The 25,110-nt window shown below is 73.9% G+C and carries 16 protein-coding genes and 1 riboswitch; of the genes, 10 read left to right on the top strand and 6 right to left on the bottom strand.

Features of this window, described 5'->3' with window-relative positions; translation table 11 throughout:
* Positions 1-227: 227 nt before the first annotated feature.
* Positions 228-3,644: a hypothetical protein gene (locus AB0O82_RS00080; protein WP_363579133.1), complete on the top strand. Its 3,417-nt coding sequence runs from the start codon at positions 228-230 to the stop codon at positions 3,642-3,644.
* Between the two features lie 43 nt (positions 3,645-3,687).
* On the opposite strand, the gene ribA is transcribed toward AB0O82_RS00080, so the two are convergent.
* Positions 3,688-4,317, bottom strand: coding sequence for a GTP cyclohydrolase II (ribA, locus tag AB0O82_RS00075; RefSeq protein WP_363579131.1), 630 nt, complete (start codon positions 4,315-4,317; stop codon positions 3,688-3,690).
* Between the two features lie 349 nt (positions 4,318-4,666).
* Here ribA and gdhA point away from each other — a divergent pair, with 349 nt between their 5' ends.
* The 4 genes from gdhA (at position 4,667) to AB0O82_RS00055 (ending at position 9,034) form a co-directional block, all read left to right on the top strand.
* On the top strand, positions 4,667-6,055 hold the full coding sequence (gdhA, locus tag AB0O82_RS00070; protein ID WP_363579129.1) for an NADP-specific glutamate dehydrogenase: 1,389 nt from the start codon (positions 4,667-4,669) through the stop codon (positions 6,053-6,055).
* Positions 6,056-6,171: 116 nt separating this feature from the next.
* Complete coding sequence (locus AB0O82_RS00065) at positions 6,172-7,041, top strand: AraC family transcriptional regulator (protein WP_363579127.1); 870 nt, start codon at positions 6,172-6,174, stop codon at positions 7,039-7,041.
* A gap of 243 nt (positions 7,042-7,284) precedes the next feature.
* A complete protein-coding gene (locus AB0O82_RS00060) occupies positions 7,285-8,193 on the top strand; it encodes an NADP-dependent oxidoreductase (protein ID WP_363579125.1) in 909 nt (302 codons plus the stop codon).
* Between the two features lie 76 nt (positions 8,194-8,269).
* Positions 8,270-9,034, top strand: a complete 765-nt coding sequence (locus tag AB0O82_RS00055) for a VOC family protein (RefSeq protein ID WP_363579123.1) — start codon at positions 8,270-8,272, stop codon at positions 9,032-9,034.
* A gap of 64 nt (positions 9,035-9,098) precedes the next feature.
* Here AB0O82_RS00055 and lnt read toward each other — a convergent pair whose 3' ends face one another.
* The gene (gene lnt, locus AB0O82_RS00050) at positions 9,099-10,769 is read right to left on the bottom strand and encodes an apolipoprotein N-acyltransferase (RefSeq protein WP_363579121.1); all 1,671 of its coding nucleotides are present in this window, start codon (positions 10,767-10,769) and stop codon (positions 9,099-9,101) included.
* An 89-nt stretch (positions 10,770-10,858) separates the two neighbouring features.
* Positions 10,859-14,557, bottom strand: coding sequence for a cobaltochelatase subunit CobN (gene cobN, locus AB0O82_RS00045; RefSeq protein WP_363579119.1), 3,699 nt, complete (start codon positions 14,555-14,557; stop codon positions 10,859-10,861).
* A 301-nt stretch (positions 14,558-14,858) separates the two neighbouring features.
* Positions 14,859-14,944: riboswitch (cobalamin riboswitch) on the bottom strand.
* Positions 14,945-15,111: 167 nt separating this feature from the next.
* Here cobN and AB0O82_RS00040 point away from each other — a divergent pair.
* The 3 genes from AB0O82_RS00040 to AB0O82_RS00030 are packed head-to-tail and all read left to right on the top strand — an operon-like array spanning position 15,112 to position 18,565.
* The gene (locus tag AB0O82_RS00040) at positions 15,112-16,425 is read left to right on the top strand and encodes a hypothetical protein (protein WP_363579117.1); all 1,314 of its coding nucleotides are present in this window, start codon (positions 15,112-15,114) and stop codon (positions 16,423-16,425) included.
* Positions 16,422-17,048: a precorrin-8X methylmutase gene (locus tag AB0O82_RS00035; RefSeq protein WP_363579115.1), complete on the top strand. Its 627-nt coding sequence runs from the start codon at positions 16,422-16,424 to the stop codon at positions 17,046-17,048. Before AB0O82_RS00040 ends, AB0O82_RS00035 begins: the two co-directional genes overlap by 4 nt.
* Positions 17,045-18,565 carry a precorrin-2 C(20)-methyltransferase gene (locus tag AB0O82_RS00030; RefSeq protein WP_363579113.1) on the top strand — a complete coding sequence of 507 codons (1,521 nt, stop codon included), beginning with the start codon at positions 17,045-17,047 and terminating at the stop codon, positions 18,563-18,565. The genes AB0O82_RS00035 and AB0O82_RS00030 overlap by 4 nt, the downstream gene beginning before the upstream one ends.
* Positions 18,566-18,653: 88 nt before the next feature.
* Here the strand turns inward: AB0O82_RS00030 and AB0O82_RS00025 are convergent, their stop codons facing one another.
* Positions 18,654-20,393, bottom strand: a complete 1,740-nt coding sequence (locus AB0O82_RS00025; RefSeq protein ID WP_363579111.1) for a TIGR03767 family metallophosphoesterase — start codon at positions 20,391-20,393, stop codon at positions 18,654-18,656.
* Between the two features lie 296 nt (positions 20,394-20,689).
* On the opposite strand from AB0O82_RS00025, the gene AB0O82_RS00020 reads away from it, so the two are divergent.
* Together AB0O82_RS00020 and AB0O82_RS00015 are read left to right on the top strand one after the other, a co-directional pair.
* Positions 20,690-21,952, top strand: coding sequence for a cobalt-precorrin-5B (C(1))-methyltransferase (locus AB0O82_RS00020; RefSeq protein ID WP_363579109.1), 1,263 nt, complete (start codon positions 20,690-20,692; stop codon positions 21,950-21,952).
* Between the two features lie 137 nt (positions 21,953-22,089).
* Positions 22,090-23,619 (top strand): UDP-N-acetylglucosamine 1-carboxyvinyltransferase, encoded by a 1,530-nt coding sequence (locus tag AB0O82_RS00015; RefSeq protein ID WP_363579107.1) that lies wholly within the window; start codon positions 22,090-22,092, stop codon positions 23,617-23,619.
* A gap of 71 nt (positions 23,620-23,690) precedes the next feature.
* On the opposite strand, the gene AB0O82_RS00010 is transcribed toward AB0O82_RS00015, so the two are convergent.
* Positions 23,691-24,194 carry a DinB family protein gene (locus AB0O82_RS00010; RefSeq protein ID WP_363579105.1) on the bottom strand — a complete coding sequence of 168 codons (504 nt, stop codon included), beginning with the start codon at positions 24,192-24,194 and terminating at the stop codon, positions 23,691-23,693.
* Positions 24,195-24,341: 147 nt separating this feature from the next.
* Positions 24,342-25,085: a cobalt-precorrin-6A reductase gene (locus AB0O82_RS00005; RefSeq protein ID WP_363579650.1), complete on the bottom strand. Its 744-nt coding sequence runs from the start codon at positions 25,083-25,085 to the stop codon at positions 24,342-24,344.
* Between the last annotated feature and the right edge of the window lie 25 nt (positions 25,086-25,110).

Here is a 25,110-nt window from a genome sequence, read left to right as displayed (position 1 = left end):
CGGGGGTGTCGGCTCCGCGGCCGAAGGGGACAGGGCCGGGCAGGTGGGGGAGGTCCGCGGCGGCGTTCGGCGGCGTTCGTGCAACCGCTCGGTCGCGTTCCGGAAAATCGGCCAACACCACGGCCCACCATGCGGGATGATGGCGCGTCAAAATCACCACCCGGGGCCGTGCGGCGCGCGGCTACGGCCCCGCGCCGGCCCCGGGAAGCGGGGAGGAGAGCGCCGCCATGGCCACACCGGAGGACGCCGGCCCGGCCGACGACGACCGACGAGGCCCCTGGCCGGAGAGCGGCCCCGGGGTCCGGCCCGAGCCCCCGACCAGGGCGGACCGGCGGCCGTGGGGGCGGCGCCTCGGTGTCGTGCCGGACCGGCCGTCCCGGCTCGGCGCCGTCCCGCGCACCCGGACGGACCCCGACGCCGCGACCGGGCGGGAGCCGGACGGCGGGGCCCGCTTCGACCCGGAGGCGCCGACCAGGGTCCAGCGGGCCGCGCCGGAGCGGGTCGACCCGGAGGCGCCGACCAAGGTCCAGCGGCGCGCGGGCACCGGGCGCGCCGCCGCCCCCGGCTGGGCCGACAACGTCGGCCCCGGGCCCAGCCGGAGGGGCGAGGGCCCCGTGGGCGGGGTGTCAGGGGGTGGGATATCGGCGGGCGGGGCGCCGGAGGGTGCGGGGCCCACCGGCGGACGGTTCGCGGGCGCTTTCCCGGACGCCCTGCGCGGCCGCTTCGACCCGCTCGGCGTGGCCGGCTCCGGCACCGAGGGCACCGTCTGGCACGTCCGGCGCACCGACGGCGGCGGCGAGGCCGCGGTGAAGGTGACGGCCGCCGGCCAGTCCATGGACGCCGACCTGCTCGGCTACCTGCGCAACGACGACTACCGCCGCCACGTCCCGCACATCGTCGACTTCGGGCGGGTCGGCCACCACGGCGCCGAACTCGACTGGGTGGCCATGGAGTACCTGCCGGTCACCCTCGCCGACCACTTCGCCGAACTGCGCGAGCGCGGCCGGTACACCGACCCGCGGGAGGCCGAGCGGATCGTCTACGAGCTCGTCGCCCTGCTCGACTTCTGGCAACGGCGGATCGAGCGCAACCCGCTGGACTTCAAGCCGGCCAACGTGCTGGTCCGCCCCGGCCGCGCGCCCGGGGAGTTCGTGATAGCCGACTTCGGCGGCGTCGCCCGGCTCACCGCCAGCCGCCGCTTCACGCCCGAGACGATCGTCACCATCCCGTACATGGCCCCCGAGCTCCTGGCCGGCCGCAATCACGAGGCCGGGCCCTGGTGGGCGCTCGGCAACGTCCTGTACGAGCTGTTCACCGGCCGCCCCCGCTTCCTCGGCGCGGACGGCCTGCTGATCAGCGACGAGGTGCTGCAACTGGAACTGGTCCTGGGGGACGAGGTCGACCTCTCCGCCCTCGCCGACCCCCGCCAACTGCTGCTCCTCCAAGGGCTGTTCACCAAGAACCCGGAGGACCGCTGGACCGCCCCGCAGGTCCGCAGCTGGCTGGCCGGCGGCAGCCCCGCGGTGGTCCGGCGACAGACCCGGGCCGACACCGGCCGCACCCACCGGCCGATCACCTTCCTCGGCTCCCCCTTCACCGATCCGGCCAAGCTCGCCGAGGTCCTGCTCAGGCGCTCCGGCGACGCGGCCCGCTGGCTCTCCGCCGGGGGAGCGGAGCGGCTGCGCGACTGGCTGCGCGACGACGTCCAGGACAACATCTTCGACCTGCACCACCTGACCGACGTCGCCCGGGCGCCCGGCTCCCGCCGCGACGCGGCGGGAGCCCTCGCGGTGCTCGCCTTCGGCGCCGCCTTCGCCCCCTCCGCCACCCCCTACTACCTCGACCGCCCGATCGACACCCCCGGGCTGGAACGCATCGCCACCGAACCGGACGGCGCCGTGTTCATCGACGCGCTGGTCCGGGGCGGCGCCCCGGCCGTCGCCGCCCGCTACGACTGCTTCCACCCTGAGTGCTCCGGCGAACACTGCTCCCGACTGCTCGCCCTGGCCCGGCTCCCGGACGTCCTGGCCGAAGTGGACCGTGCCGCCCGCACCGTCGGCGGCGGCCGGCGGGGCGGCGACGGGCTCAGCCCGCAGGAGCGCGAGGAGGCACACCGGCTGGTGGTGTGGCTGAGCGTGCGCCCCGAGGAGCGCGACCGGCTGCTCGGCCGGCTCTCGCCGCTGCCCACCGCCCTGCACCGGCTGCCGCTGCCCGAACGGATGGCGGAGCTCGCCGCCCTCGTCGCGGCGGTGGTGGTGGACGCGGCCCTGGCCGCCGGCTCCGGGATCCGCACGGCCGTACGCGCCGCGGTGCGCCGGCCCGCGCCGGACCCGACCGCCGCGCCGGAGGCGGTCCGGCGCCGCTGGTCGGCGTTGCGGCGGCGGGCGGTGGGCGCCGACCCGGGGGACGACGCCGGGCGCGCGGCCCTGGTCGCCGCCGAGACGCTGCGCCCGCGCGGCCGGGGCCGGGGCGAGCGGCCCGACGACGCGGATGGCCGGGAGGGCGGGGCCGGGCGGGAGAGCCGGGCCGGCCGGGACCGGTGGCTGGGGCGGCTGTGGCAGGGCGGGCGTGGACGGACGCCGGTGGACTGGGCGGCCCGGCTGCGGGCGTGGTGGCCGCACGCCCGGACCGGCCTGCCGCGCCGGGCGGGCGCCGTGCTGCTGCTGTTCCTCGCGCTCGGGTTGCTGCTGTGGGCGGGGGCGGTGTTCCGCTACCCCGTCGAGGCCGGGGTCCAGCTCAGGATCTCGCCGGACGGCGCCTTCGGCGGGCCGTTGAAGAAGGCCGGCGAGCACGCGGCCCAGCAGGTGGTCGGCCAACTGGGGGCGGCACTGGTCGCCGCCGCCGTCCTGGCCTTCTTCCCCGCCCGGGTCGGCCTCGGCACGGCGGCCCTGACCGGCGTCGGGGCCTTCGCCATCGGCTACCTGCGGCTCGGACCGCCGATGACGGGCCTGGAGATGCCGAGACCGGTGGCTGAGCGGGTGGTCATGTTCGAGGGCGGGATGGGCAGTTGGGCCGGCTTCGCGGCGGTGGCGGCGATCGTGGCGTCGTTCGCGCTGATCGAGCGCGCTGCGGACCGGTTGCTGAAGCCCGCGCACGAGGCCCGGCGGCAGGTGCGGGAGGCCTGGCGGCGGCTCGCCGGGCGGGGCGCGGCGGCACGGTGGGACGGCAAGCAGTGGCGGACGGGCCCCGTGGGCGCCCGTGACCGCGTGCTCTTCGCGCTCGGGAGCACCTGTGTGCTGGCCCTGCTGCTGTGGGCGGCGGTCGAGGTGCGGCTGGCGGCCACCGGGCACCACCCGACGCCGGACTCCTGGGGGACCGGCCGGACCGGCGCGGCCTACCAGTCCGGGTTCGTCGTCCTGCTGGCCGTCGTCTCCCTCGCGAGCACCCTGGGGACGCCGGGTACCGCCCGGGCGCTCCTCGGCTGCTGGATCCCCGCCACCCTGGTGCTCGGCGCCTGGCCCGGACCGCTCGGCCCGGTCGAGGCGCTGCGGATCCCGGTGTTCAAGGGGCAGCTCGCGGCCGTCGCGGAGTTCTGGGGGCACGGCGCGTTCTGGGCCGCGCTGCTGGTCGCGCTCCCGCTCGCGGCGTACGGGGTGCTGCGCACGGTCCGGGCGCGGGGGGCGGGTGCGGGGGTGGACGGCTGACGGCTGACGGTCCGGCCGTCATCCGGTCCGGCCGTCATCCGGCTCAGCCGACCAGCCGGGACAGTTCGATCGAGTGCCCGGTCCGCTCCACCTTCGCCCGCAGGTAGCGCACGTTGCTCGCGGACAGATGCACGCCGGTCGGCACCCGCCGCCGCACGGTGATCCCGAGGTCGGCCAGCTGCTGCGCCTTGTCCGGGTTGTTGCTCAGCAGGTCGATGCCGGTGGCGCCGAGGGTGGTGAGCATCTGGGCGGCGGCGGTGTAGTCCCGGCCGTCCTCGGGCAGGCCGAGCGCCGTGTTGGCGTCGTACGTGTCCAATCCGGAGTCCTGCAAGGAGTAGGCCTCCAGCTTGTTGTAGAGCCCGATGCCCCGGCCCTCCTGCCGCAGGTACAGCAGGTAGCCGCCGGCCTCGGTGATCCGCTCGACCGACTCGCGCAGCTGCGGGCCGCAGTCGCAGCGGTCCGAGCCGAAGACGTCGCCGGTCAGGCACTCCGAGTGCAGGCGCACCAGTGGCGTCCCGCCCTCCGGCACCTCGCCGAACGCGAGCGCCAGGTGTTCGGCGCCGTCGGCGAGGTCGTGGAAGGTGAGGGCCTCCGCCTCGGCGCGGTAGCCGTCGGAGAAGGTCAGCGGGATGCGCACACGCGAGCGCACCGTGGCGGGACCGGGCTGCGGCATGGGTGGGCCTCCGTCGATGAGGAGATGGGTCGGCGAACCGACGAACCGATGGGGTCGAGAGGGGCGGACCGGGTGGCCCGGGGTGGAGCGGATGTCGATGACCGTACTCGGTAGTTCCAATTTGAACAACTAAATACCGCCCGTGCCCGATGCGACTACGGACCGTGGTTCAGCCGGGCTCCGTGCGGACGCGAGGGCGCTGGTGGATCGTACGGTCCGCGAGGCGTGGGGGTTTCAGCATGTGGATGCGTCGGGAGCCGGACTGTGGACACTGCGAGGATTCCCCCGTTTCCTGGGCACGGGAATGCCTCGCGAACGAGCACCGACGACCACGGAAGGTCCTGATCAGATGCCCACAACCCCTCCCGCCGCCACCTCCCCGACCTCCTTCGACGCCGAGCAGCGCGTGATCGAGGCGCTCTACGCGGACGTGGTCCGCCGGAACAGGGGTGAGACGGAGTTCCACCAGGCGGTCCACGAGGTCCTGGAGACCCTCGGGCCGGTGCTCGCCCGCCGTCCCGAGTTCGTCGACGCCCGGATCATCGAGCGGATCTGCGAACCCGAGCGGCAGCTCATGTTCCGGGTGCCGTGGACGGACGACTCCGGCGACATCCACGTGAACCGGGGCTTCCGGGTGGAGTTCAGCAGCGTCCTCGGCCCGTACAAGGGCGGGCTGCGCTTCCACCCCTCGGTGAACCTCGGCATCGTCAAGTTCCTCGGCTTCGAGCAGATCTTCAAGAACGCGCTCACCGGGCTGTCGATCGGCGGTGGCAAGGGCGGCTCCGACTTCGACCCCAAGGGCCGCTCGGACGCCGAGGTCATGCGGTTCTGCCAGTCCTTCATGACCGAGCTGTACCGCCACCTCGGCGAGCACACCGATGTCCCCGCCGGGGACATCGGCGTCGGCGGCCGGGAGATCGGCTACCTGTTCGGCCAGTACAAGCGGATCACCAACCGCTACGAGACCGGCGTGCTCACCGGCAAGGGCCTCGGCTGGGGCGGCGCGCAGGCCAGGACCGAGGCGACCGGCTACGGCTGCGTGCTGTTCACCGCCGAGATGCTGCACAGCCGCGGCGAGAGCCTGGACGGGCGCCGGGTCGTCGTCTCCGGCTCCGGCAACGTCGCCATCTACGCGATCGAGAAGGCGCAGCAGCTCGGCGCGACCGTGCTCACCTGCTCCGACTCCACCGGCTACGTGGTGGACGAGAAGGGCATCGACCTCGCGCTCCTCAAGGAGGTCAAGGAGGTCCGGCGCGGCCGGGTCGCCGACTACGCCGAACTGCGCGGCAGTCACGTCCGGTTCGTCGAGGGCCCGGGCGTGTGGAGCGTGCCCTGCGACGTCGCGCTGCCCTGCGCCACCCAGAACGAGCTGACCGAGACGGACGCGCTGGCCCTGGTGCGGGGCGGGGTGCTGGCGGTCGCCGAGGGGGCCAACATGCCCACCACCCCGGAGGCGGTCCGGGTGTTCCAGGAAGCCGGGGTGGCCTTCGGCCCGGGCAAGGCGGCGAACGCGGGCGGCGTCGCCACCAGCGCCCTGGAGATGCAGCAGAACGCCTCGCGCGACTCCTGGACCTTCGCCCGCACCGAGGAGCGGCTGGCCGGGATCATGAAGCACATCCACGACTCCTGCTTCACCACCGCCGAGCGCTACGGCCACCCGGGCGACTACGTGGTGGGCGCGAACATCGCCGGCTTCGAGCTGGTCGGGGACGCGATGCTGGCCCAGGGCCTGATCTGAGCCCTGCCGCCCGCCACCCGGCGATCGGTACCCGACCGGATCGGGCACCGATTGTCGGGTGCGGCAGGGTGGGTCCTTCCTACGGTGGTGATCAGTAAGGGAAGGACGGGGTCGGAGTGCTGGAACACCTGAACCGGGCGATGGATCACATCGAACGGAACCTGGACCAGGAGGTCGAGGTCGCCGAGCTGGCCCGGATCGCGATGACGTCGGAGTACCACTTCCGGCGGCTGTTCTCGATGCTCTCCGGGATGCCGCTGTCGGACTACGTCCGGCGCCGGCGGTTGACCGTCGCCGGGGCCGAAGTCCTCGGCGGGGAGCGGACGTTGCTGGAGGTCGCGATCCGGTACGGCTACACCTCGGGGGAGGCGTTCGCCCGGGCGTTCCGGGCGATGCACGGGGTCGGGCCCGGTGAGGCCCGGCGCGAGGGCGCGGTGCTCAAGTCCCAACCCCGGATGTCCTTCCGACTCGTCGTGGAGGGAAGCAGCAGTATGGAATACCGGATCATCGAGCAGCCGGACTTCCGGATCATCGGTCGGCGGGCTCGGGTCCCGCTGGTGCACGAGGGGGTGAACCCGGCCATCGCCTCGTTCATCAAGGGGCTCGGCCAGGAGACCGTCGACCGGATCTCGGCGCTCTCGGGCCGTGAGCCGGAAGGCATCCTCTCGGTCACCGAGTTCTTCTCGGAGAGCCGCGAAGAGGGTGTCGAACTCGACTACTACCACGCGGTGGTGGCGGACGCGGGCACCGTCGTCCCGGACGGCCTGGACGTTCGGGAGGTGCCGGCGGGGACCTGGGCGGCCTTCTCCAACACCGGGACCTTCCCGAAGGCCCTCCAGGAGATGTGGCGGGACGTCTTCACGCAGTGGTTCCCGTCCAATCCGTACGAGTTCCGGCCGGGGCCGGAGATCCTGCGTACCCGGTTCCTGCCGGACGGCCAGGCGGAAGCCCAGCTGTGGATCCCGGTGGCACGGGCGCCGCGCTGACGGACGGCCGTTGACAGCTGACAACTGACAAAAAACAGATGACAGATAACAGATTTCGAAATCTGTTATCTGTCATCTGTTTTTTGTTCGCCCGCCAATGCCCGCCAACGCCCACTGCCGCCGCCCGCCGCCCCGCCCGCCCCCGTTCGGCCCAGCAGCGCCCGCACCCGTCCTCCCCCGCCCGCATGCTGGGGCGGGGGAGGACGGGGGATCGCAGCCGCTACCCGAGGAGTGGGATCACCGATGGCCAAGGCATTCGGCTTCGTCGACTACGGCGGGCCGGAGACACAGGAGTTCCTGGACCGCCCGGCGCTGGAGCCCGGCCCCGGGCAACTGGCGATCGCGGTCGGTGCGGCCGGGGTGAACCCGGTGGACTGGAAGATCCGCACGGGCCTGCTCGGCCGGGAGCGCGAACTCCCCGCCGTCATGGGCCAGGAGGCCTCGGGCGTGGTCCTGCAAGTCGGCCCCGGGGTCACCGGGTTCACCCCGGGCGATGAGGTGTTCGGCCTCGCGGCCGCCGGTGCCTACGCCGAACAGACGCTGATGCTCGCCGAGTTGAGTGCCCTCAAACCCGAGGGTGTCGGCTTCGACCAGGCCGCCGTCCTGCCCGTGTCGGCGGCCACCGCGGACGACGCCGTCCGTGACCTCGGCCTCGGCGCCGGCCGGACGCTGCTGATCCTCGGCATCGCCGGCGGTGTCGGCAGCGCGGCCGCCCAGATCGCCCGCAGTCGCGGCCTGACCGTTCTCGGCACCGCGAGCGACGCCAATCACGCGTACGTGGAGTCCCTCGGGGCGGTGCCGGTCCGCTACGGCGACGGCGTCGCCGAACGGATCGCGGCCGCGGCGCCCGACGGCGTCGACGGCATCCTCGACCTGGTCGGCGGCGACGCCCTGCGGGCCGCCGCCCCCGTGCGCACGGACCGTACGGAACTGGTCAGCACCGCCGACCCGGCCACCGTGGCGGAACTCGGCGGCCGCTACATCACCCGCTCGACGACGTCCGAGACCCTGTCCGCGCTGGCGGCCCTGGTCGCCGCCGGTGAGCTGGACCCGCACATCACCGGCCGCTACCCGCTGGCCCGGGCCGCCGAGGCGCTCGCCTTCGTCGAGTCCGGCCACGCCAGCGGCAAGGTGGTCATCGAAGTCGCTTGACGCGAATCAAGAGTGACGATCAGTCAGTGAAGACCGAGAGATCGAGAACCGAGAGAAGAAGTCGAGAGAAGAAGCCATGAAGCAGAACTCCGTGACCATCGGCGGCCCCTGCTGGGTCGAGCTGGGCACCTCCGACCCGGCCGCCGCCAGCACCTTCTACAGCGAGTTGTTCGGCTGGCGGGCCGAGGCCGATGTGCGCCCCGAGGCCAACGGCTACACCCAGATGTTCCTCGGCGACGCCCCGGCGGCCGCCGTCAGCCCGCGGTTCGCGCCGCAGCAGCCCATCGCCTGGTCGACCTGCTTCGCGGTCACCGACACCGACGCCACGGTCGCGAAGGTCGAGGACGCCGGCGGCAAGGTCCTGAAGGAGCCCACCGACGCGTCCGACCTCGGCCGCTTCGCGGTGGTCGGGGACAGCTCCGGCGCGGTCTTCCTGCTCTGGCAGGCCCGCGCGTTCGCGGGCGCCGGTGTGTTCAACGAGCCGGGCTCGCTCGGCTGGGTGGAACTGCTCACCCGCGACCCGGCCGGTGCGACCGCCTTCTACCCGGCGGTCTTCGGCTGGTCCGTCAGCCTGTCCGAGCAGTACACCCAGTGGGGCCTGGGCGGCGATGACTTCGGCGGCATGCTGGTGATGGACGACCGCTTTCCGCCGCAGGTGCCGCCGCACTGGCTGCCGTACTTCTCGGTCGCCGACGTCGACAACACCGTCGCCCGGGCGAGCGGCCTCGGCGCGGACGTGCTGATGGCGGCCACCGACGTGCCGGGCGGCCCCCGGATCGCCGTGCTGCGCGACCCGCAGGGCGCGTCGTTCGGCGTCTACCTGGCCGGCACCGAGGGCTGACCCGCCGGAGGCCACGCCCCTGCCCACGCCCCTGCCCACGCCCCTGCCGAGGACCCCGCCGCCCTCACGCCGGGCGCCGACTGCGGCTGGAGCGCCACGCCGCCGCCGTCGCGCCCGCCGTGACGAGCAGCGCGCCGATCGGCACCACGTCGCCGATCCGGTCGTACCAGGTCAGCGTCCCGGGCTCGGTGAGCGGCAGTCGGACGGTCAGCGCTCCGGTGCCGTCGGTACCGAGCCGGGCGAGCTCGCGGCCCTGCGCGTCGAAGGCCGCCGACACCCCGGTCAGCGAGGCCTGCACGGCCGGCCGGCCCGTCTCGGCGGCCCGGATCGCCGCCAGCGAGACGTGCTGTTCGGGTGCCCAGGTGTGCTGGAAGGTCGAGGTGGAGGACTGGTAGACCAGCACCCGGGCGCCGTCCCGCGCGGCGGTGCGGGCCAGGTCGGGGAAGGCCGACTCGAAGCAGATCAGCGCGCCGACCGGCAGCGGCCCGCCGGCCCGGTCGGTGGCCGGCAGGACGTGGAAGGCGGTGCCGGGCGCCCGGTTCTCGCCGGCCGCCCGGCTGACGCCGGCGATCCAGCCGAGCACCGGCCGCAGCGGGATGTACTCGCCGAAGGGCACCAGCCGGATCTTGCGGTAGCGGTCCAGCACGCCCGCGGGGGAGACCAGCACCGCGTCCTTGGAGATCCGCCCGTCCGCCTTGCGGGCGTCCTCCCCGGCGATGATCTGGGCCCCCGTGACGGTGGAGAGTTGGCGCAGCCGGTCGAGCGCGGCCGGGTCGCGGTCGAGGTCGGCGGTGGTGCTGCTCTCGCCCCAGACGACCAGGTCCACCGGCTGCCCGCCGAGCGCGGCGGTGGCCCGGGCGCTGGCCTCGAACCGGGCCTGCGGGTCGTCCACGATGCCGGGCTGGACCAGCGCGACGGTGACCGCCCCGGCCGGGGCGGGGGCGTCGCGCAGCGCGAACAGCAGCGGGCCGGCGGCCAGGACCAGGACGGTGGTCAGCGCCGCGAGGGCGCGCGGCCGCCGGTGCACGGCGGTCAGGACGATCAGCACCCCGGTGTTGGCGGCCGCGACGGCCGCGCTGACCAGCCAGATCCCGCCGGTCGAGGCCAGCCCGAGGATCGCCGGGTGCTGCCACTGGGTGGCGCCGAGCAGCGCCCACGGCCCGCCGAGCGCGTCCCAGGAGCGCGCGTACTCGGTGGTCACCCAGACCGCCGGGACGACGAGCAGCGCGAGCAGTGCCCGACGGCCGGTCAGTGGCGGGTGCAGCAGCCGGTGGACGGCGTACCCGAAGCCGCCCTGGAGCGCCCCGAACAGCACGGCGAGCACCGGTAGTCCCGGCCCGATGGACGGGACCAGCCAGTACATCGCGGTCAGGATGAAGCCCGCCCCGAACCACCACCCGCGCACCGCCGCCTCCCGCCCGCCGGGCGCGCGCTGCATCAGCAGCATCCCGGGGACGAGCGCGACCCATGCCAGCCAGGCCTGCCCCGGCGCCGGGAAGGCGAGCACCGGTACGGCCCCGGCCGCCAGGGCACCGAACCGCGCGCGGTAGCGGTGCGGGCGCGCCTGCGGGTGGCCGCCGTTTCCGGGGTGCCCGCCGTGTTCGGGGTGCCCGGGAGGTTCGGGGCGCCGGGGGTGCCCGGGATTCGAGGAGTGTCCGGAGTGCCCGGGGTGATCGGGGTGCGAGGAGTGCGGCGTGCGCCGGGCGGGGCTGGTGAGGGCGAGGCGGCGGGGCATGCCCCGTATTGTCCGCTTGGACGGACTACGCCACCAGTGTTCCTGTCACCCGAATGGGCTACGGGAACACTGGTGGCCACCCCCGTGACTCAGCCCTCGTCGCCCTCCAGGTCCCCCTCGGTCTCCAGGAACGCGGCCTGCAACTGCGCGATCAGCTCCGGGTCGGGCTGCTCCCACAGCCCGCGGCTGGCCGCCTCCAGCAGCCGCTCGCTGATCCCGTGCAGCGCCCACGGGTTGGCGCCGGTCAGGAACTCCCGGTTGACCGGGTCGAGCACGTACTCCTGGGTGAGCTTCTCGTACATCCAGTCCGCGACCACGCCCGTCGTGGCGTCGTAGCCGAACAGGTAGTCCACCGTCGCGGCCATCTCGAACGCGCCCTTGTACCCGTGCCGGCGCATCGCCTCGATCCAGCGCGGGTTGACCACCCGGGCGCGGAAGACGCGGGCGGCCTCCTCGGTCAGCGTCCGGGTGCGGACCGTCTCCGGGCGGGTCGAGTCGCCGATGTAGGCGGTCGGCGCCTTGCCGGTGAGCGCCCGGACGGTGGCCACCATGCCGCCGTGGTACTGGAAGTAGTCGTCCGAGTCGGCGATGTCGTGCTCGCGGGTGTCGGTGTTCTTCGCGGCGACGGTGATGCGCTTGTACGCGGTCTCCATCTCCTCGCGGGCCGGCCGCCCGTCCAGCCCGCGGCCGTAGGCGTAGCCGCCCCAGACCGTGTACACCTCGGCCAGGTCGGCGTCGGTGCGCCAGTCCCGGCTGTCGATCAGCTGGAGCAGGCCCGCGCCGTAGGTGCCCGGGCGGGAGCCGAAGACGCGGACGGTGGCCTTGCGCTCGTCGCCGTGCACCGCGAGGTCGGCCTGGACGTGGGCGCGTACGAAGTTCTGCTCCGCGGGCTCCTCCTGGGCGGCGGCCAGGCGCACCGCGTCGTCCAGCAGGGCGACCACGTGCGGGAAGGCGTCGCGGAAGAAGCCGGAGATGCGCAGCGTCACGTCGATGCGCGGGCGGCCCAGCTCGGCGAGGGTGATCGGCTCCAGGCCGGTGACCCGGCGCGAGGCGTCGTCCCAGACCGGGCGGACGCCGAGCAGGGCGAAGGCCTCGGCGATGTCGTCGCCGGCGGTGCGCATCGCGCTGGTGCCCCACAGCGACAGCCCGACCGAGGGCGGGTAGTCGCCGTCGTTGTCGGCGGTGTACCGCTCGACCAGCGAGGTGGCGAGCGCCTGGCCGGTCTCCCAGGCGAGCTTGCTCGGGACGGCCTTCGGGTCGACGGAGTAGAAGTTGCGGCCGGTCGGCAGCACGTTGACCAGGCCGCGCAGCGGCGAGCCGGACGGCCCGGCCGGGACGAAGCCGCCGCGCAGCGCGTGCAGCACGGCGTCCAGCTCGTCGGTGGTGGCGGCCAGTCGCGGCACCACCTGGGTGGCGGCGAAGGTCAGCACCTCGTGGACGGCCTCCGGCAGCCCGGCGGCGACCTTCTCCACCGCCTCGACCGCCCAGTCCTGCGCCTCCATGGCCTCGACCAGGGCGCGGGCCTGGGCCTCGGCGGCGTCGGTGGCCCCGAGGGTGAGCGCGGCCTCGTCCAGCCCGAGCGCCTCGCGCAGGCCCGGCAGCGCGCTGACACCGCCCCAGATCTGGCGGGCGCGCAGGATGGCGAGCACGATGTTGACCCGGTCGGTGCCGGCCGGCGCCTGGCCGAGGACGTGCAGGCCGTCGCGGATCTGGGCGTCCTTGATCTCGCACAGCCAGCCGTCGACGTGCAGCAGGAAGTCGTCGAAGCCGTCGTCCTCGGGGCGCTCGTCCAGGCCGAGGTCGTGGTCCAGCTTGGCGGCCTGGATGAGGGTCCAGATCTGCGCGCGGATCGCGGGCAGCTTGGCCGGGTCCATCGCGGCGATGTTGGAGTGCTCGTCCAGCAGCTGCTCCAGGCGGGCGATGTCGCCGTAGGAGTCGGCGCGGGCCATCGGCGGGACGAGGTGGTCGACCAGGGTGGCGTGGGCGCGGCGCTTGGCCTGGGTGCCCTCGCCCGGGTCGTTGACCAGGAACGGGTAGATCAGCGGCAGATCGCCCAGGACGGCGTCCGGGCCGCACTCGGCGGACAGCGCGGCGGTCTTGCCGGGCAGCCACTCCAGGTTTCCGTGCTTGCCGAGGTGGATGACGGCGTGCGCGCCGAACCCGCCGTCGGCCTGCGCGACCTCGATCCAGCGGTAGGCGGCCAGGTAGTGGTGGCTCGGCGGCAGGTCGGGGTCGTGGTAGATGGCGACGGGGTTCTCGCCGAAGCCGCGCGGCGGCTGGATCAGGACGAGCAGGTTCCCGGAGCGGATCGCGGCCAGCACGATGTCGCCGTCCGGGTTCTGCGAGCGGTCGACGTAGAGCTCGCCGGGGGCCGGGCCCCAGTGCTCCTCGACCTGCTCGCGCAGCGCCTGGGGGAGCGTGGCGTACCAGCGGCGGTAGTCGGCGGCGGGGATGCGCACCGGGTTGCGGGCCAGCTGGTCCTCGGTGAGCCAGTCCTGGTCGTAGCCGCCGGCGGCGATCAGGGCGTGGATCAGGGCGTCGCCCTCGTGGGAGGCGTCGAGCGAGGAGTCCTGGGACGCGTCGTGGGAGCCCTTGCGGGAGCCGTCGGAGGACGCGTCGTGGGAGCCGTCGTGGCCGTCCCCGTTCGTTCCGTCCACCCCGGGGAGGTCCGAACCCAGGTCCATGCCCTCCGCGCGCAGCCGGTTCAGCAGGCGGATCGCGCTGGCCGGGGTGTCCAGGCCGACGGCGTTGCCGACCCGGGCGTGCTTGGTCGGGTAGGCGGACAGCACGAGCGCGAGGCGGCGCTCGGCGGCCGGGATGTGCCGCAGCCGGGCGTGCTTGACGGCGGTGCCGGCCACCCGGGCGGCGCGCTCCGGGTCGGCGGCGTAGACGGTGAGGCCGTCCTCGTCCAGCTCCTTGAAGGAGAACGGGACGCTGATCAGCCGGCCGTCGAACTCCGGCACCGCGATCTGGGTGGCGGTGTCCAGCGGGGACAGGCCGTCGTCGCTGGCCTCCCACTGGGCGCGCGACCAGGTGAGGCAGAGCGCCTGGAGGATCGGCCGGTCCAGGGCGGCGAGCGCGCCCGCGTCCCAGGCCTCCTCGTCGCCGCCGGCCTGCGCGTCCGCCGGGCGGGTGCCGCCGGCGGCGAGCACGGTGGTGACGAGCGCGTCGGCCTCGCCGAGCGCGGCCAGCAGTTCGGGCTCGGCGCCGCGCAGCGAGGCGCAGTAGTAGGCCCTGGCCTGCGCGCCCTGGTCCTCGATCGCCCGGCAGAGCGTCTCGACGAAGGCGGTGTTGCCGCTCATGTGGTGGGCGCGGTAGTAGAGCACCGCGACCGTCGGGCCGTCCTGCGTACGGGCTTCGCGCTCCAGCGGCCCCCAGGCCGGGGCGGAGGCGGGCGGGGCGAAGCCGTGGCCGGTCAGCAGCACGGTGTCGGAGAGGAAGGCGGCCAGCTCGGCGAGGTTGGCGGCGCCGCCGTGCGCGAGGTAGGCGTGCGCCTCGGCGGCGATGCCGGCCGGGACGGTGGACAGCTCCATCAGCTGGGCGTCGGGGGCCTGTTCACCGGTCAGCACGATCACCGGGCGGGGGCCGGCCAGCAGCGTGTCCAGGCCCTCCTGCCAGGCGCGGCGACCGCCGAGCAGGCGGACCACGACGAGGTCGGTGCCCTCCAGCAGCGCGGGCAGGTCCTCGGGGGTGAGCCGGGCCGGGTTGCCGAGCCGGTAGCGGACCGGGCCCTCGGCGGCGCGGGCACTGAGCAGGTCGGTGTCGGACGTCGACAGCAGCAGGATCATGCGAAGGCCCTCCCGGCCTCGGAGCCGCCCCGAGCCGAAGGGCGCGCCGGCGTGGAAAGTGACGAGTGACGAGCGACGGACGAAAACGCGTGGTGCGCGGCGGACGAAGGCGCGTGGCATCTGGCGGACGAAAGCGAGCGACGGCGCGTGGCCGGCGACCGAAGGAGCGCCGAGGCGTCGGCGAAGCGCCCGGAGTCGGGCGGGCGTGAGGCGCCCGGGGACCCGGGCGCGGGCATGCGGCAGCGCATTGCTCTTCGAGCCTTCCTCGGGGTCCGCGCCCCGGGCCGGTGGAGGACGGCAGGAGTTCCTGGCTCCCGCGGCCCTCCGGTCTCCCGGTGAACCGCGGTCACAGTGGCGGGACCGCACCGGGCTTGCACCGGTTTCCTCCCCTGCGCCGTCGCTGGCGTGCGGACGGCCCGCGGGGACCGTCCGCCAGCATCGTACGGGGTGCGGCTGACCTGGGGGAGGGCGATCCCGGGGAGGCCGCCCGGAGCGCCCGGGGTGTGAGGCGACGGACAAAGGCAACCGATCGGATCATCTGTATGCTCGCGGCCATGCCACCGACACCCGACGCCACCGCGCCGGGCGCCGCGGTGCCCGACCGAGGGCGCGCGGACGCCTGCCCAGGGGCCCTTCGTCTACACCCGGCCGACGACGGCGCCCTGGCCCGGGTCCGCCTGCCCGGCGGCCTGCTGACGGTCCGTCAGGCGCTGGCGCTGGCCGACGCCGCCGAGGCGCTCGGCGACGGCGAACTGGAGACCACCTCCCGCGGCAACGTCCAACTCCGCGGCCTGGCTTCGCACTGCGGGGCCGAACTCGCCGAACGGCTGCGCGCCGTCGGCCTGCTGCCCTCGGACACGCACGAACGGGTCCGCAACATCGTGACCTCCCCGCTCGCCGGGCTCGACGGACACGGCTTCGCCGACGTGCAGGCCTGGGTGCGGGAGCTGGACGCGCGGCTGTGTGCGAGCGACTGGGCGGCCGGACTCTCCGGCAAGTTCCTGTTCGCGCTGGACGACGGGCGGGGCGACGTCGCCGCGTTCGACGCCGATGTGACATTGATCGCAGGCCCGGACGGGTCGGCGCTGCTGCGCCTCGGACGGGCCGCCCACGGGCGTCCGGTGCCGGCGGGGCAGGAGGTGACGGCCGTGCTCGACGCGGCCCGGACCTTCCTGGACGTGCTGCGGGAGAGCGGGCGCAAGGCCTGGCACCTGCGCGAGGTCCCCGAGCTGCTGCCGGCCGGGCCCGTGCCGGTGCCCGCTTTCGCCGGGGCCGCGCCCGCGGTCGGCGTGGTCCCTACGGCCGGTGCGGTCCGGACGGTCGGCCCGCTCGCCACGGTGGCGGGCGGGGCCGTGGCGGGCGGGCTGTCGGTGGGCATGCGCTTCGGCCGGGCCGGTGCCGCGCAGTGGCGGGAACTCGCGGGCGCCTGCGCCGGGGAGATCCGGCTGACGCCCTGGCGCGGCGCGGTGCTGCCGGGGGCGCCGGCCGACCGGCTGCCCGCGCTGGCGGCGGCCGGGTTCCGGACCGCGCCCGGCTCGCCCTGGGAGCGGGCCACCGCCTGCACCGGGCTGCCGGGGTGCGCCAACTCGCGGGCCGACGTCCGGGCCGACGCGGCGCGGGCGCTCGATGCGGCGGCCGTCGCCGGGAGCCCGCCGGTTATGGGCCTTCCGACCGCCGGTCTCCCGGTGCACTGGTCGGGGTGTGAACGGCGCTGCGGTCATCCGGCCGGGCGGTGGGTGGACGTGCTCGCCACCGGGCAGGGCTACCGGGTGACGGTGAACGGTCCGGCGTCCGCCGGGGCGGCCGTGGACGTGACGAACGAGGAGATGGCCGAGGCGGTCGCCGAGGCCAGGAGGACCACGAAGTGATCGAGTACGAGAAGGACGGCGCGTCCATCTACCGCCAGTCCTTTGCCACCATCCGTGCGGAGGCCGACCTGGCCGCCCTCCCGGCGGACGTCTCCCAGGTCGCGGTGCGGATGATCCACGCCTGCGGGATGGTCGACCTGGTCGAGGACCTGGTGTACTCGCCGGGCGTGGTCGCCTCCGCACGCGCGGCGCTGCGGGCCGGGGCGCCGATCCTGTGCGACGTGAACATGGTGGCGAGCGGCGTCACCCGCAAGCGGCTGCCCGCCGACAACGAGGTCGTGTGCACCCTCACCGACCCGTCCGTGCCGGAACTCGCCCGGAAGATGGGCAACACCCGTAGCGCCGCCGCCATGGAACTGTGGCTGCACCGGCTGGAGGGCGCGGTGGTGGCCGTCGGCAACGCGCCGACCTCGCTGTTCCGGCTGCTGGAGATGATCGAGGCCGGTGCGCCGCGCCCGGCCGCGGTGATCGGCGTCCCGGTCGGCTTCATCGGCGCCGCCGAATCCAAGCAGGCCCTGGCCGAGCACCCGTCCGGCCTGGAGCACCTGGTGGTGCGCGGCCGGCGCGGTGGCAGCGCGATCGCCGCCGCCGCCGTCAACGCGATTGCGAGCGAAGAAGAGTGACGGATCGTCAGACCCCTGGTGTCGGCCGGCTCTACGGCGTCGGGCTCGGCCCCGGCGACCCGTCGCTGGTGACCGTCCGGGCGGCCGAACTCATCGGCAAGGCCGACGTGGTGGCCTACCACAGTGCCCGGCATGGCCGGTCCATCGCCCGTTCGATCGCCGAGCGCTATCTGACGGGTGGTCAGGTAGAGGAGAAGCTGGTCTACCCGATCACGGTCGAGACCACCGACCACCCGGGCGGCTACCGGGGCGCGCTGGACGACTTCTACGAGGAGGCCGCCGCCCGGCTGGCCGCCCACCTGGACGCCGGCCGCGACGTCGTGGTCCTCGCCGAGGGCGACCCGCTGTTCTACGGCTCGTACCAGCACATGCACAAGCGGCTCGCGCACCGCTACCCGACCGAGGTGGTGCCGGGTGTGACCTCCGTCAGCGCCGCGGCCGCCCGGCTCGGCCAGCCGCTGACCGAGGCCGAGGAGACGCTCACCGTCATCCCGGGCACGCTGCCCGAGGAGGAGCTGACGGCGCGGATCGCCGCCGCCGACTCCGCCGTGATCATGAAACTGGGGCGCACCTTCCCGGCCGTCCGGCGGGCGCTGGAGCGGGCCGGACGGCTCGACGACGCGCAGTACGTCGAGCGCGCGTTCATGGACGGGGAGCGCATCCTGCCGCTCGCGGAGGTCGAGGGCGAGACCGTCCCGTACTTCTCGGTGGCGGTGCTGCCGAGCAAGGTCGCGCCGCTGGAGCCGGTGGAGCGGCGGACGGACGGTGCCGGCGCGGTGGCCGTCATCGGCACCGGTCCGGCCGGGCCGCTCTGGCTCACCCCCGAGGCGCGCGGCGTCCTGGCCGAGGCGACCGACCTGGTCGGCTACACCACCTACCTGGACCGGGTGCCCGAGCGGCCGGGGCAGCGGCGGCACGCTTCGGACAACAAGGTGGAGTCGGAGCGCGCCGAGTACGCCCTCGAACTGGCCCGCCGCGGGCACAAGGTCGCGGTGGTGTCCTCGGGCGACCCGGGCGTCTTCGCGATGGCCACCGCCGTCCTGGAGGTCGCCTGCGAGGAGGCCTACCGGGACGTCCCGGTGCGGATCGTCCCGGGGATGACCGCGGCCCACGCGGCCGCCTCCCGGGCCGGCGCCCCGCTCGGGCACGACTACGCGGTGGTGTCGCTGTCGGACCGGCTCAAGCCCTGGGACGTGGTGGCCCGCAGGCTGCGCGCGGCGGCCGAGGCGGACCTGGTGCTCGCGCTCTACAACCCGGGCTCGAAGTCGCGCACCACGCAGGTCGCCCTCGCCCGGGACCTGCTGCTGGAGTACCGCGCGCCCGAGACGCCGGTGGTGATGGCGCGCGACGTCGGCGGGCCGACCGAGCGCGTGCGGATCGTCCGGTTGGGCGAGCTGGATCCGGCGCTGGTCGACATGCGGACGATCCTGCTGATCGGCTCCTCGCAGACCCGGGCGGTCGAGCGGGGCGGCGGCGTGGAGGTCGTCTGGACGCCGCGGCGGTACCCGGAGGAGTAACGGGCGACGACTGACAGATGACAGCTAGCAGATTTCATCATCCGTTAGCTGTCATCTGTTTTCTGTTACTTGTTCGCCGCCGCCTCCGTCACCGGGTCGGCTTGGTGATCACCAGCTCCGTGTTGTGGTCCTCGCCCGCGCCCAGCAGCGCCGCCGGCCGGCCGTTCGGGTCGTTGTACGACAGTTCGCGGTACAGCGCGGCGAGGTTGGCGTCAGAGGTGCTGTCGAAGTCCGTGCCGTACGGTGCGGAGGACTCGATCAGCGTCGTGAACAGGGAGAGCGTGCCGTCCCCGTTGTCCGCGATCTCGATGATGCGCCCGTGCTGCGGGTAGTCGATGTGCGAGGCGGTGTTGATCTCCCAGAACGCCCGCTCCGGCACGGCGTGGCCGTGCGCCGTGACCTTGTTCATGTGGGTGTGCCCGTTCACCCACGCGATCACGTTCGGGTAGCGCTGGAGCAGCGCCACCAGTTCGTTGCCGTCGTGCCGCTTCTCGAAGATGTTGCGCGGGTCGGGCAGCAGGTTGCCCATGGTGGTGCTCGTGTGGTGGCTGAACAGGAGGATCACCTCGTCCGTGCTGCCGCCCGTCACCTTGCGTCCGTCGGTGTCGTACCAGTGCCCGCTGTGCGCCTTCAACTGCTGCTCCAGCCAGCGCAGTTGCGCGGTGCCCAGCGAACCGTCCGCGAATCCGGCCTGGTTGGTGGTGTCCAGGCTGATGCCGACCACCTTCTCCGAGATGCGGAAGGCGTAGTAGAGCTTGCCGCTGCCCACCATGTCCGAGGTGAAACCGTGCCCGTACGGGCCGGCGCCGGTGTGCGCCGGGTTCAGGTGGGCCTTGGCGAACTCCTTGAGCGTGAACGGCCGTCGGCGCTCGTCCGGGGTGATCCGGCGCACCGCGTCGCCGCTCGCGAGCAGCTTCGCGAGCAGGAGCGCGGCGTCGGCCGGGTCGCGGCGCAGCGAGTCCATCAGCTGGGCCGCGTCCGCGTCGTTGCAGCCCTCCAGCTTGTACTGGCCGGTGTAGAGGTCGTTCAGTAGCCCGAGGTCCGGCAGCGAACCCTCAAGGCTGTCGTCGTGGTTGCCGACCGTCGTGTACCAGGGCGTACGCAGGCCCGGCGCGTCGAACGGCCGGCCTGCGGCGTCGAGGAAGCCCGGTATCTGCGGGAAGCCCTTCGCCTTGTAGCCGTCGCTGTAGGCGAGTTCGGGGTTCCAGTAGGCGGCGTTGCCCGAGTTCTGCACGCCTTCGTAGCGGTTCGGGTCGCCGGTGTTCTGGGCGAGTCGGCCGCCGCCCATGACGGTGAGGTACCAGTCGAGTTCGGCCTGCTCGTGGTTGTCGGTGTTGTCGCCGGTGGCCATCACCATGCTGAACGGCATCCCGGTGTAGGGGCCGCCGTCGAGCGCGTTGACCCGCTCGACGAGGGCCGAGACGCCGCGGGCGTTCAGGGCCTCCTGCGGCCGGTACGCGCTGCCGTTGAACCGGGCCAGGTACTCGAATCGCACCGGGGACTCGGTGTCCACCAGGTGCAGGTCGCTGAACTGGACGAAGCTGGCCAGCCCGGTCCGCCGGTCGTCCCGCCCGGTGCCCGGCGCCGCCAGGTCGCCGCGCACCACCAGCGGCCAGCCCGGCCCGGCCGTCAGCCGCTTGTACCCGCCGGTGCCGACGGGCGTGGCCACCTGGTCGAGCGTGGTGCCCGTCGTCCTGACCGCCCGCGCGGCGGTGGCCGCCAGTGCGCGCTCGCGCTCCGCCGCCGAGGCGAACTGCCCGCCGCCCAGCGACAAGGCCGACCAGGCGGCGGCCACCGACGTACCGGTGAGGAACGTACGCCGACTCATCCCTGCCACAAGAACCCCCACATGCTGATGGCCCGGCCGGACAACCCGGACACCGGACCCCGTGTCATGAACCCGCCTCTGGCGGACCGCCAGATTACTCACTGGTAGGCGCGAGGTGCGAGGCCCGTGCGGAGAACTCTTCGGGAACGCGGGGCAGCGGCCGCTCCCCGACTCGGACACCGGGTCGCGGGGCCCTGCTGACCGCCCCCGGTCGGGGCGCGGTCAGGCGAATGGGGGAAAATCGGTACCGACGGTCGGTGCGGCCGCACCTCAACGGAGTCGGAAGCGAGACGCAGGTGGCCAAAGCGGGAGCCGAAGCGGGAGCCGAGGCCGGAGCCGAAGCCGGAGCCGAAGCCGGGGGCCGGGCCGGCCAGCTGAAGAGCAGCGGCCTGCGGCACGGCTGGACCACGGGCGCCTGCGCCACCGCCGCCACCAAGGCCGCGTACACCGCGCTGCTCACCGGCGAGTTCCCGGACCCGGTGACCATCACCCTCCCCAAGGGCCAGCAGCCGGCCTTCGCCCTCGCCGCCGAGGAGCTCGCCGTCGAGGAACTCACCGCCGAGGAACTCGCCCCCAGGGCCGGGGGACTGGCCGCCGGGGTCCTCGCGGCCGGGGGTCGAGCCGCCGTCCCGCCCGGGCCGGCGAGCGCGATGGCCGCCGTGGTCAAGGACGCCGGCGACGATCCCGACGTCACCCACGGCGCGCTGATCCGCTCGACGGTGCGGGCCGGCGAGCCCGGCGCCGGAGTGGTGTTCCGGGCCGGACCGGGGGTGGGGACGGTCACCAAGGCGGGCCTGCCGCTGCCCGTCGGCGAGCCCGCGATCAACCCGGTGCCCCGGCAGATGATCCGCGACGCCGTGGCGGAGGTGGCCGCCGCGCACGGCGGCAGCGGGGACGTGGTGGTCGAGATCTCCGTGGACCACGGCGAGGAGATCGCCCGTTCCACCTGGAATCCACGGCTGGGCATCCTCGGGGGCCTGTCCATCCTCGGCACCACCGGCATCGTCGTCCCCTACTCCTGCTCCGCCTGGATCGACTCCATCCGCCGCGGCGTGGACGTGGCCCGGGCGGCGGGCCGCACCCACGTGGCCGGCTGTACCGGCTCGACCTCCGAGAAGGTCGCCGTCGCCGTGCACGGACTGCCCGAGGACGCGCTGCTCGACATGGGCGACTTCGCGGGCGCCGTCCTCAAGTACCTCAAGCGCCACCCGGTGCCCCGGCTGACGATCGCGGGCGGCTTCGCCAAGCTGTCCAAGCTCGCCGCCGGTCACCTCGACCTGCACTCGGCGCGCTCCCAGGTGGACAAGGGGTACCTGGCAGAACTGGCGCGGCGCGGCGGGGCCGACGGGGTGTTGGCCGAGGCGGTGGCCGCCGCCAACACCGGGTTGGAGGCGGTGCAGTTGTGCCGGGCGGCCGGGGTGCCGCTGGGCGATCTGGTCGCCGAGGCGGCGCGGGCGACGGCGCTCGGCGTGCTGGTCGGCTCGCCGGTGGCGGTGGACGTCATCTGCATCGACCGCGCGGGCACCGTCGTCGGCCGGGCGGAGCCGCTCGGGCCGTGACGCTCTCACAGAATCGCGGCAATACCGCCTGGTGATGTGAAGATCTGACGTTCATACGGGGTGAGAAACGGACAAAAGGAGTGTCACGCCCACCCCCGGTTCTGTTGTCATCTCAACCATGAGATATGGTCTGGCGAGTGACAGGCGACTACCTCACCCGTATCGGCACCCTCATCCGTACCGCCCGCCAGCACCGCGGCTGGTCCCAGGCGCAGCTCGGCGAGGCCCTCGGCACCAGCCAGAGCGCGGTCAACCGCATCGAGCAGGGCAAGCAGAACGTCAGCCTTGAGATGATCGCGCGCATCGGCGAAGCCCTCGACAGCGAGATTGTCTCCCTCGGCTACTCCGGCCCGATGCACCTGCGGGTCGCCGGCGGCACCCGACTCTCCGGCGCCATCGACGTCCGCAGCAGCAAGAACGCCTGCGTCGCGATCCTCTGCGCCTCACTGCTGACCACCGGACGCACCACGCTGCGCAGCGTCGCCCGGATCGAAGAGGTCTACCGCATCCTCGAGGTGCTCACCAGCATCGGCGTCAAGAGCCGCTGGACCAACGACGGCCGCGACCTCGAACTCACCCCGCCCGCCGAGCTCGACCTCGCGGCGATGGACGTCGAGGCGGCCCGCCGCACCCGCAGCGTGCTGATGTTCCTCGGCCCGCTGATGCACCGCGCCAGCCGCTTCGCCATCCCGTACGCGGGCGGCTGCGACCTCGGCACCCGCACCGTCGAGCCGCACCTGACCGCGCTGCGCCGCTTCGGGCTGGAGGTCGCCACCACCGGCGGCGCCTACCACGCCTCGGTCGAGCCGGGCACCCCGCTGGACCGTCCGATCGTGCTGACCGAGCGCGGGGACACCGTCACCGAGAACGCCCTGCTGGCCGCCGCCCGGCACGACGGCGTCAGCGTCATCCGCAACGCCTCGCCCAACTACATGGTCCAGGACCTGTGCTTCTTCCTGGAGAAGCTGGGCGTGCGGATCGAGGGCATCGGCACCACCACCCTCACCGTCCACGGCGTCCCGGAGATCACCTGCGACGTCGACTACACCCCGGCCGAGGACCCGGTGGAGGCGATGAGCCTGCTCGCCGCCGCCGTCGTCACCTCCTCCGAGCTGACGATCCGCCGGGTGCCGATCGAGTTCCTGGAGATCGAACTCGCGGTGCTGGAGGGGATGGGCCTCGACTACGACCGGACCCCCGAGTACCGGGCCCACAACGGCCACACCCGCCTGGTCGACCTCACCGTGCGCCCGTCCAAGCTGACCGCGCCGATCGACACCATCCACCCGATGCCGTTCCCCGGCATCAACATCGACAACGTGCCGTTCTTCGCGGCCATCGCCGCGGCCGCCCACGGCACCACGATGATCCACGACTGGGTCTACGACAACCGTGCGATCTACCTCACCGAGCTGACCCGCCTCGGCGCCGACGTCAAGCTCCTCGACCCGCACCGCGTCCTGGTCCAGGGCCCCACCCGCTGGCGCGCCGCCGAGATGATGTGCCCGCCGGCGCTCCGCCCCGCGGTCGTCATCCTCCTCGCGATGCTCGCCGCCCAGGGCACCTCCGTCCTGCGCAACGTCTACGTCATCAACCGCGGCTACGAGGACCTCGCCGAGCGCCTCAACTCCATCGGCGCGCAGATCGAGACCTTCCGCGACATCTGATCCGATCCGGATCTGAATGGCAGTCGGATGGCCGACCGGCCCCACGCGTTGGGGCTGGTCGGCCGTTTCGGCTACTCGCCGGTGGTGCCGTCGAGGTGTTCGCGCAGGAGGTCGGCGTGGCCGTTGTGGCGGGCGTACTCCTCGATCATGTGGGTGAGGATCCAGCGCAGCGAGAAGACCTCCTCGCCGTAGTGCCCCAGAACGTCCAACGACTCGGTGGCCGCGACGAGTTGCCGGGCGTGGTCGCACTCGCGGCGCCAGACCGCGAAGGCCTCGTCCGGGTCGGCGGTGTCGGCGTCGAACTCGGCGAAGGAGCCGTCGGGGTTCTTCCAGAAGGCGGGCTTGGCCTCGTCGTTGAGGACGTTGCGGAACCAGCTGCGCTCCACCTCGGCGAGGTGGCGGACCAGCCCGAGCAGGGAGAGACCGGAGGGTTCGAGGGCCCGGGTGCGGAGCTGTTCGGGGGTGAGGTCGGCGCACTTCAACGCGAGCGTGTCGCGCTGGTAGTCCAGGAAGCTGGCCAGGGTGGCCCGTTCGTCGGCCGTGCGCAGGGTCATGGTGCGGTGATCGTCTGCCATCGGCCCATCCTGCCGGTGCGGCGCCGAAACCCGCCCGGTAATTTCTCGCGGCCCGGTCGGCCCGGTCGGCCCGGTCGGCCCGGTCGGCCCGGTCGGCCCGGTCGGTCCGCCCGGGCCCGGTTGGTTCGGCCGACCCGACCCGCCGTTCTAGCGCAGGTGCTGCAACCACCGCACCGCGCCCGGTACGTCCGGGGCCACCGGTACGCCGTCCGGGACCGGCGGACGCCGCACGATGACCACGGGCAGGTGGAGTTCGCGTGCGGCGGTGAGTTTGGGTGCGGTCGCGGCGCCGCCGCTGTCCTTGGTGACCACGACGTCGATGCGGTGCTCGCGCAGGAGTGCCCGTTCGCCGTCGAGCGTGAACGGCCCCCGGTCCAGCAGGACTTCGAAGGACGGTGGCAACGGGGGCTCGGGCGGGTCGACTGACCGGGCGAGGAAGTGGACCCCGTCGAGGTGGGCGAAGGTGGCGATGCCCTGTCGCCCGGTGGTGAGGAAGACCCGTCGCCCGAGGCCGGGCAGGAGTTCGGCCGCGGCGGCGAGCGAGGGGACGGGGAGCCAGCGGTCCCCGGCGACGGGTGTGAAGCCGGGGCGGCGTAGCACCAGCAGCGGTACGCCGGTGGCCGCCGCCGCGAGGGCCGCGTTGCGGGACATCCCGGCGGCGAACGGGTGGGTGGCGTCGACGACCGCGTCGACCCGTTCGCCGCGCAGCCAGTCGGCCAGCCCCTCGGGGCCGCCGAAGCCGCCGATCCTCACCTCTCCGGCGGGCAGCCGGGGTTGGGCGACCCGGCCGGCCAGCGAACTGGTGACCCGCAGGGACGGCAGCTCGGCGAGTGCGGCGGCCAGCGCCCGCCCCTCCGTCGTCCCGCCGAGGATCAGGACGTGCCGGGTCATGGGGTTCACGCCCCGCAGGGCTCGT

Origin of the sequence: Kitasatospora sp. NPDC088264, assembly GCF_040685715.1 — a bacterium.
Lineage (GTDB): Bacteria > Actinomycetota > Actinomycetes > Streptomycetales > Streptomycetaceae > Kitasatospora.
Note: the sequence above shows the minus strand (reverse complement) of the source record. Positions and strands in the feature narration are given on the sequence as shown.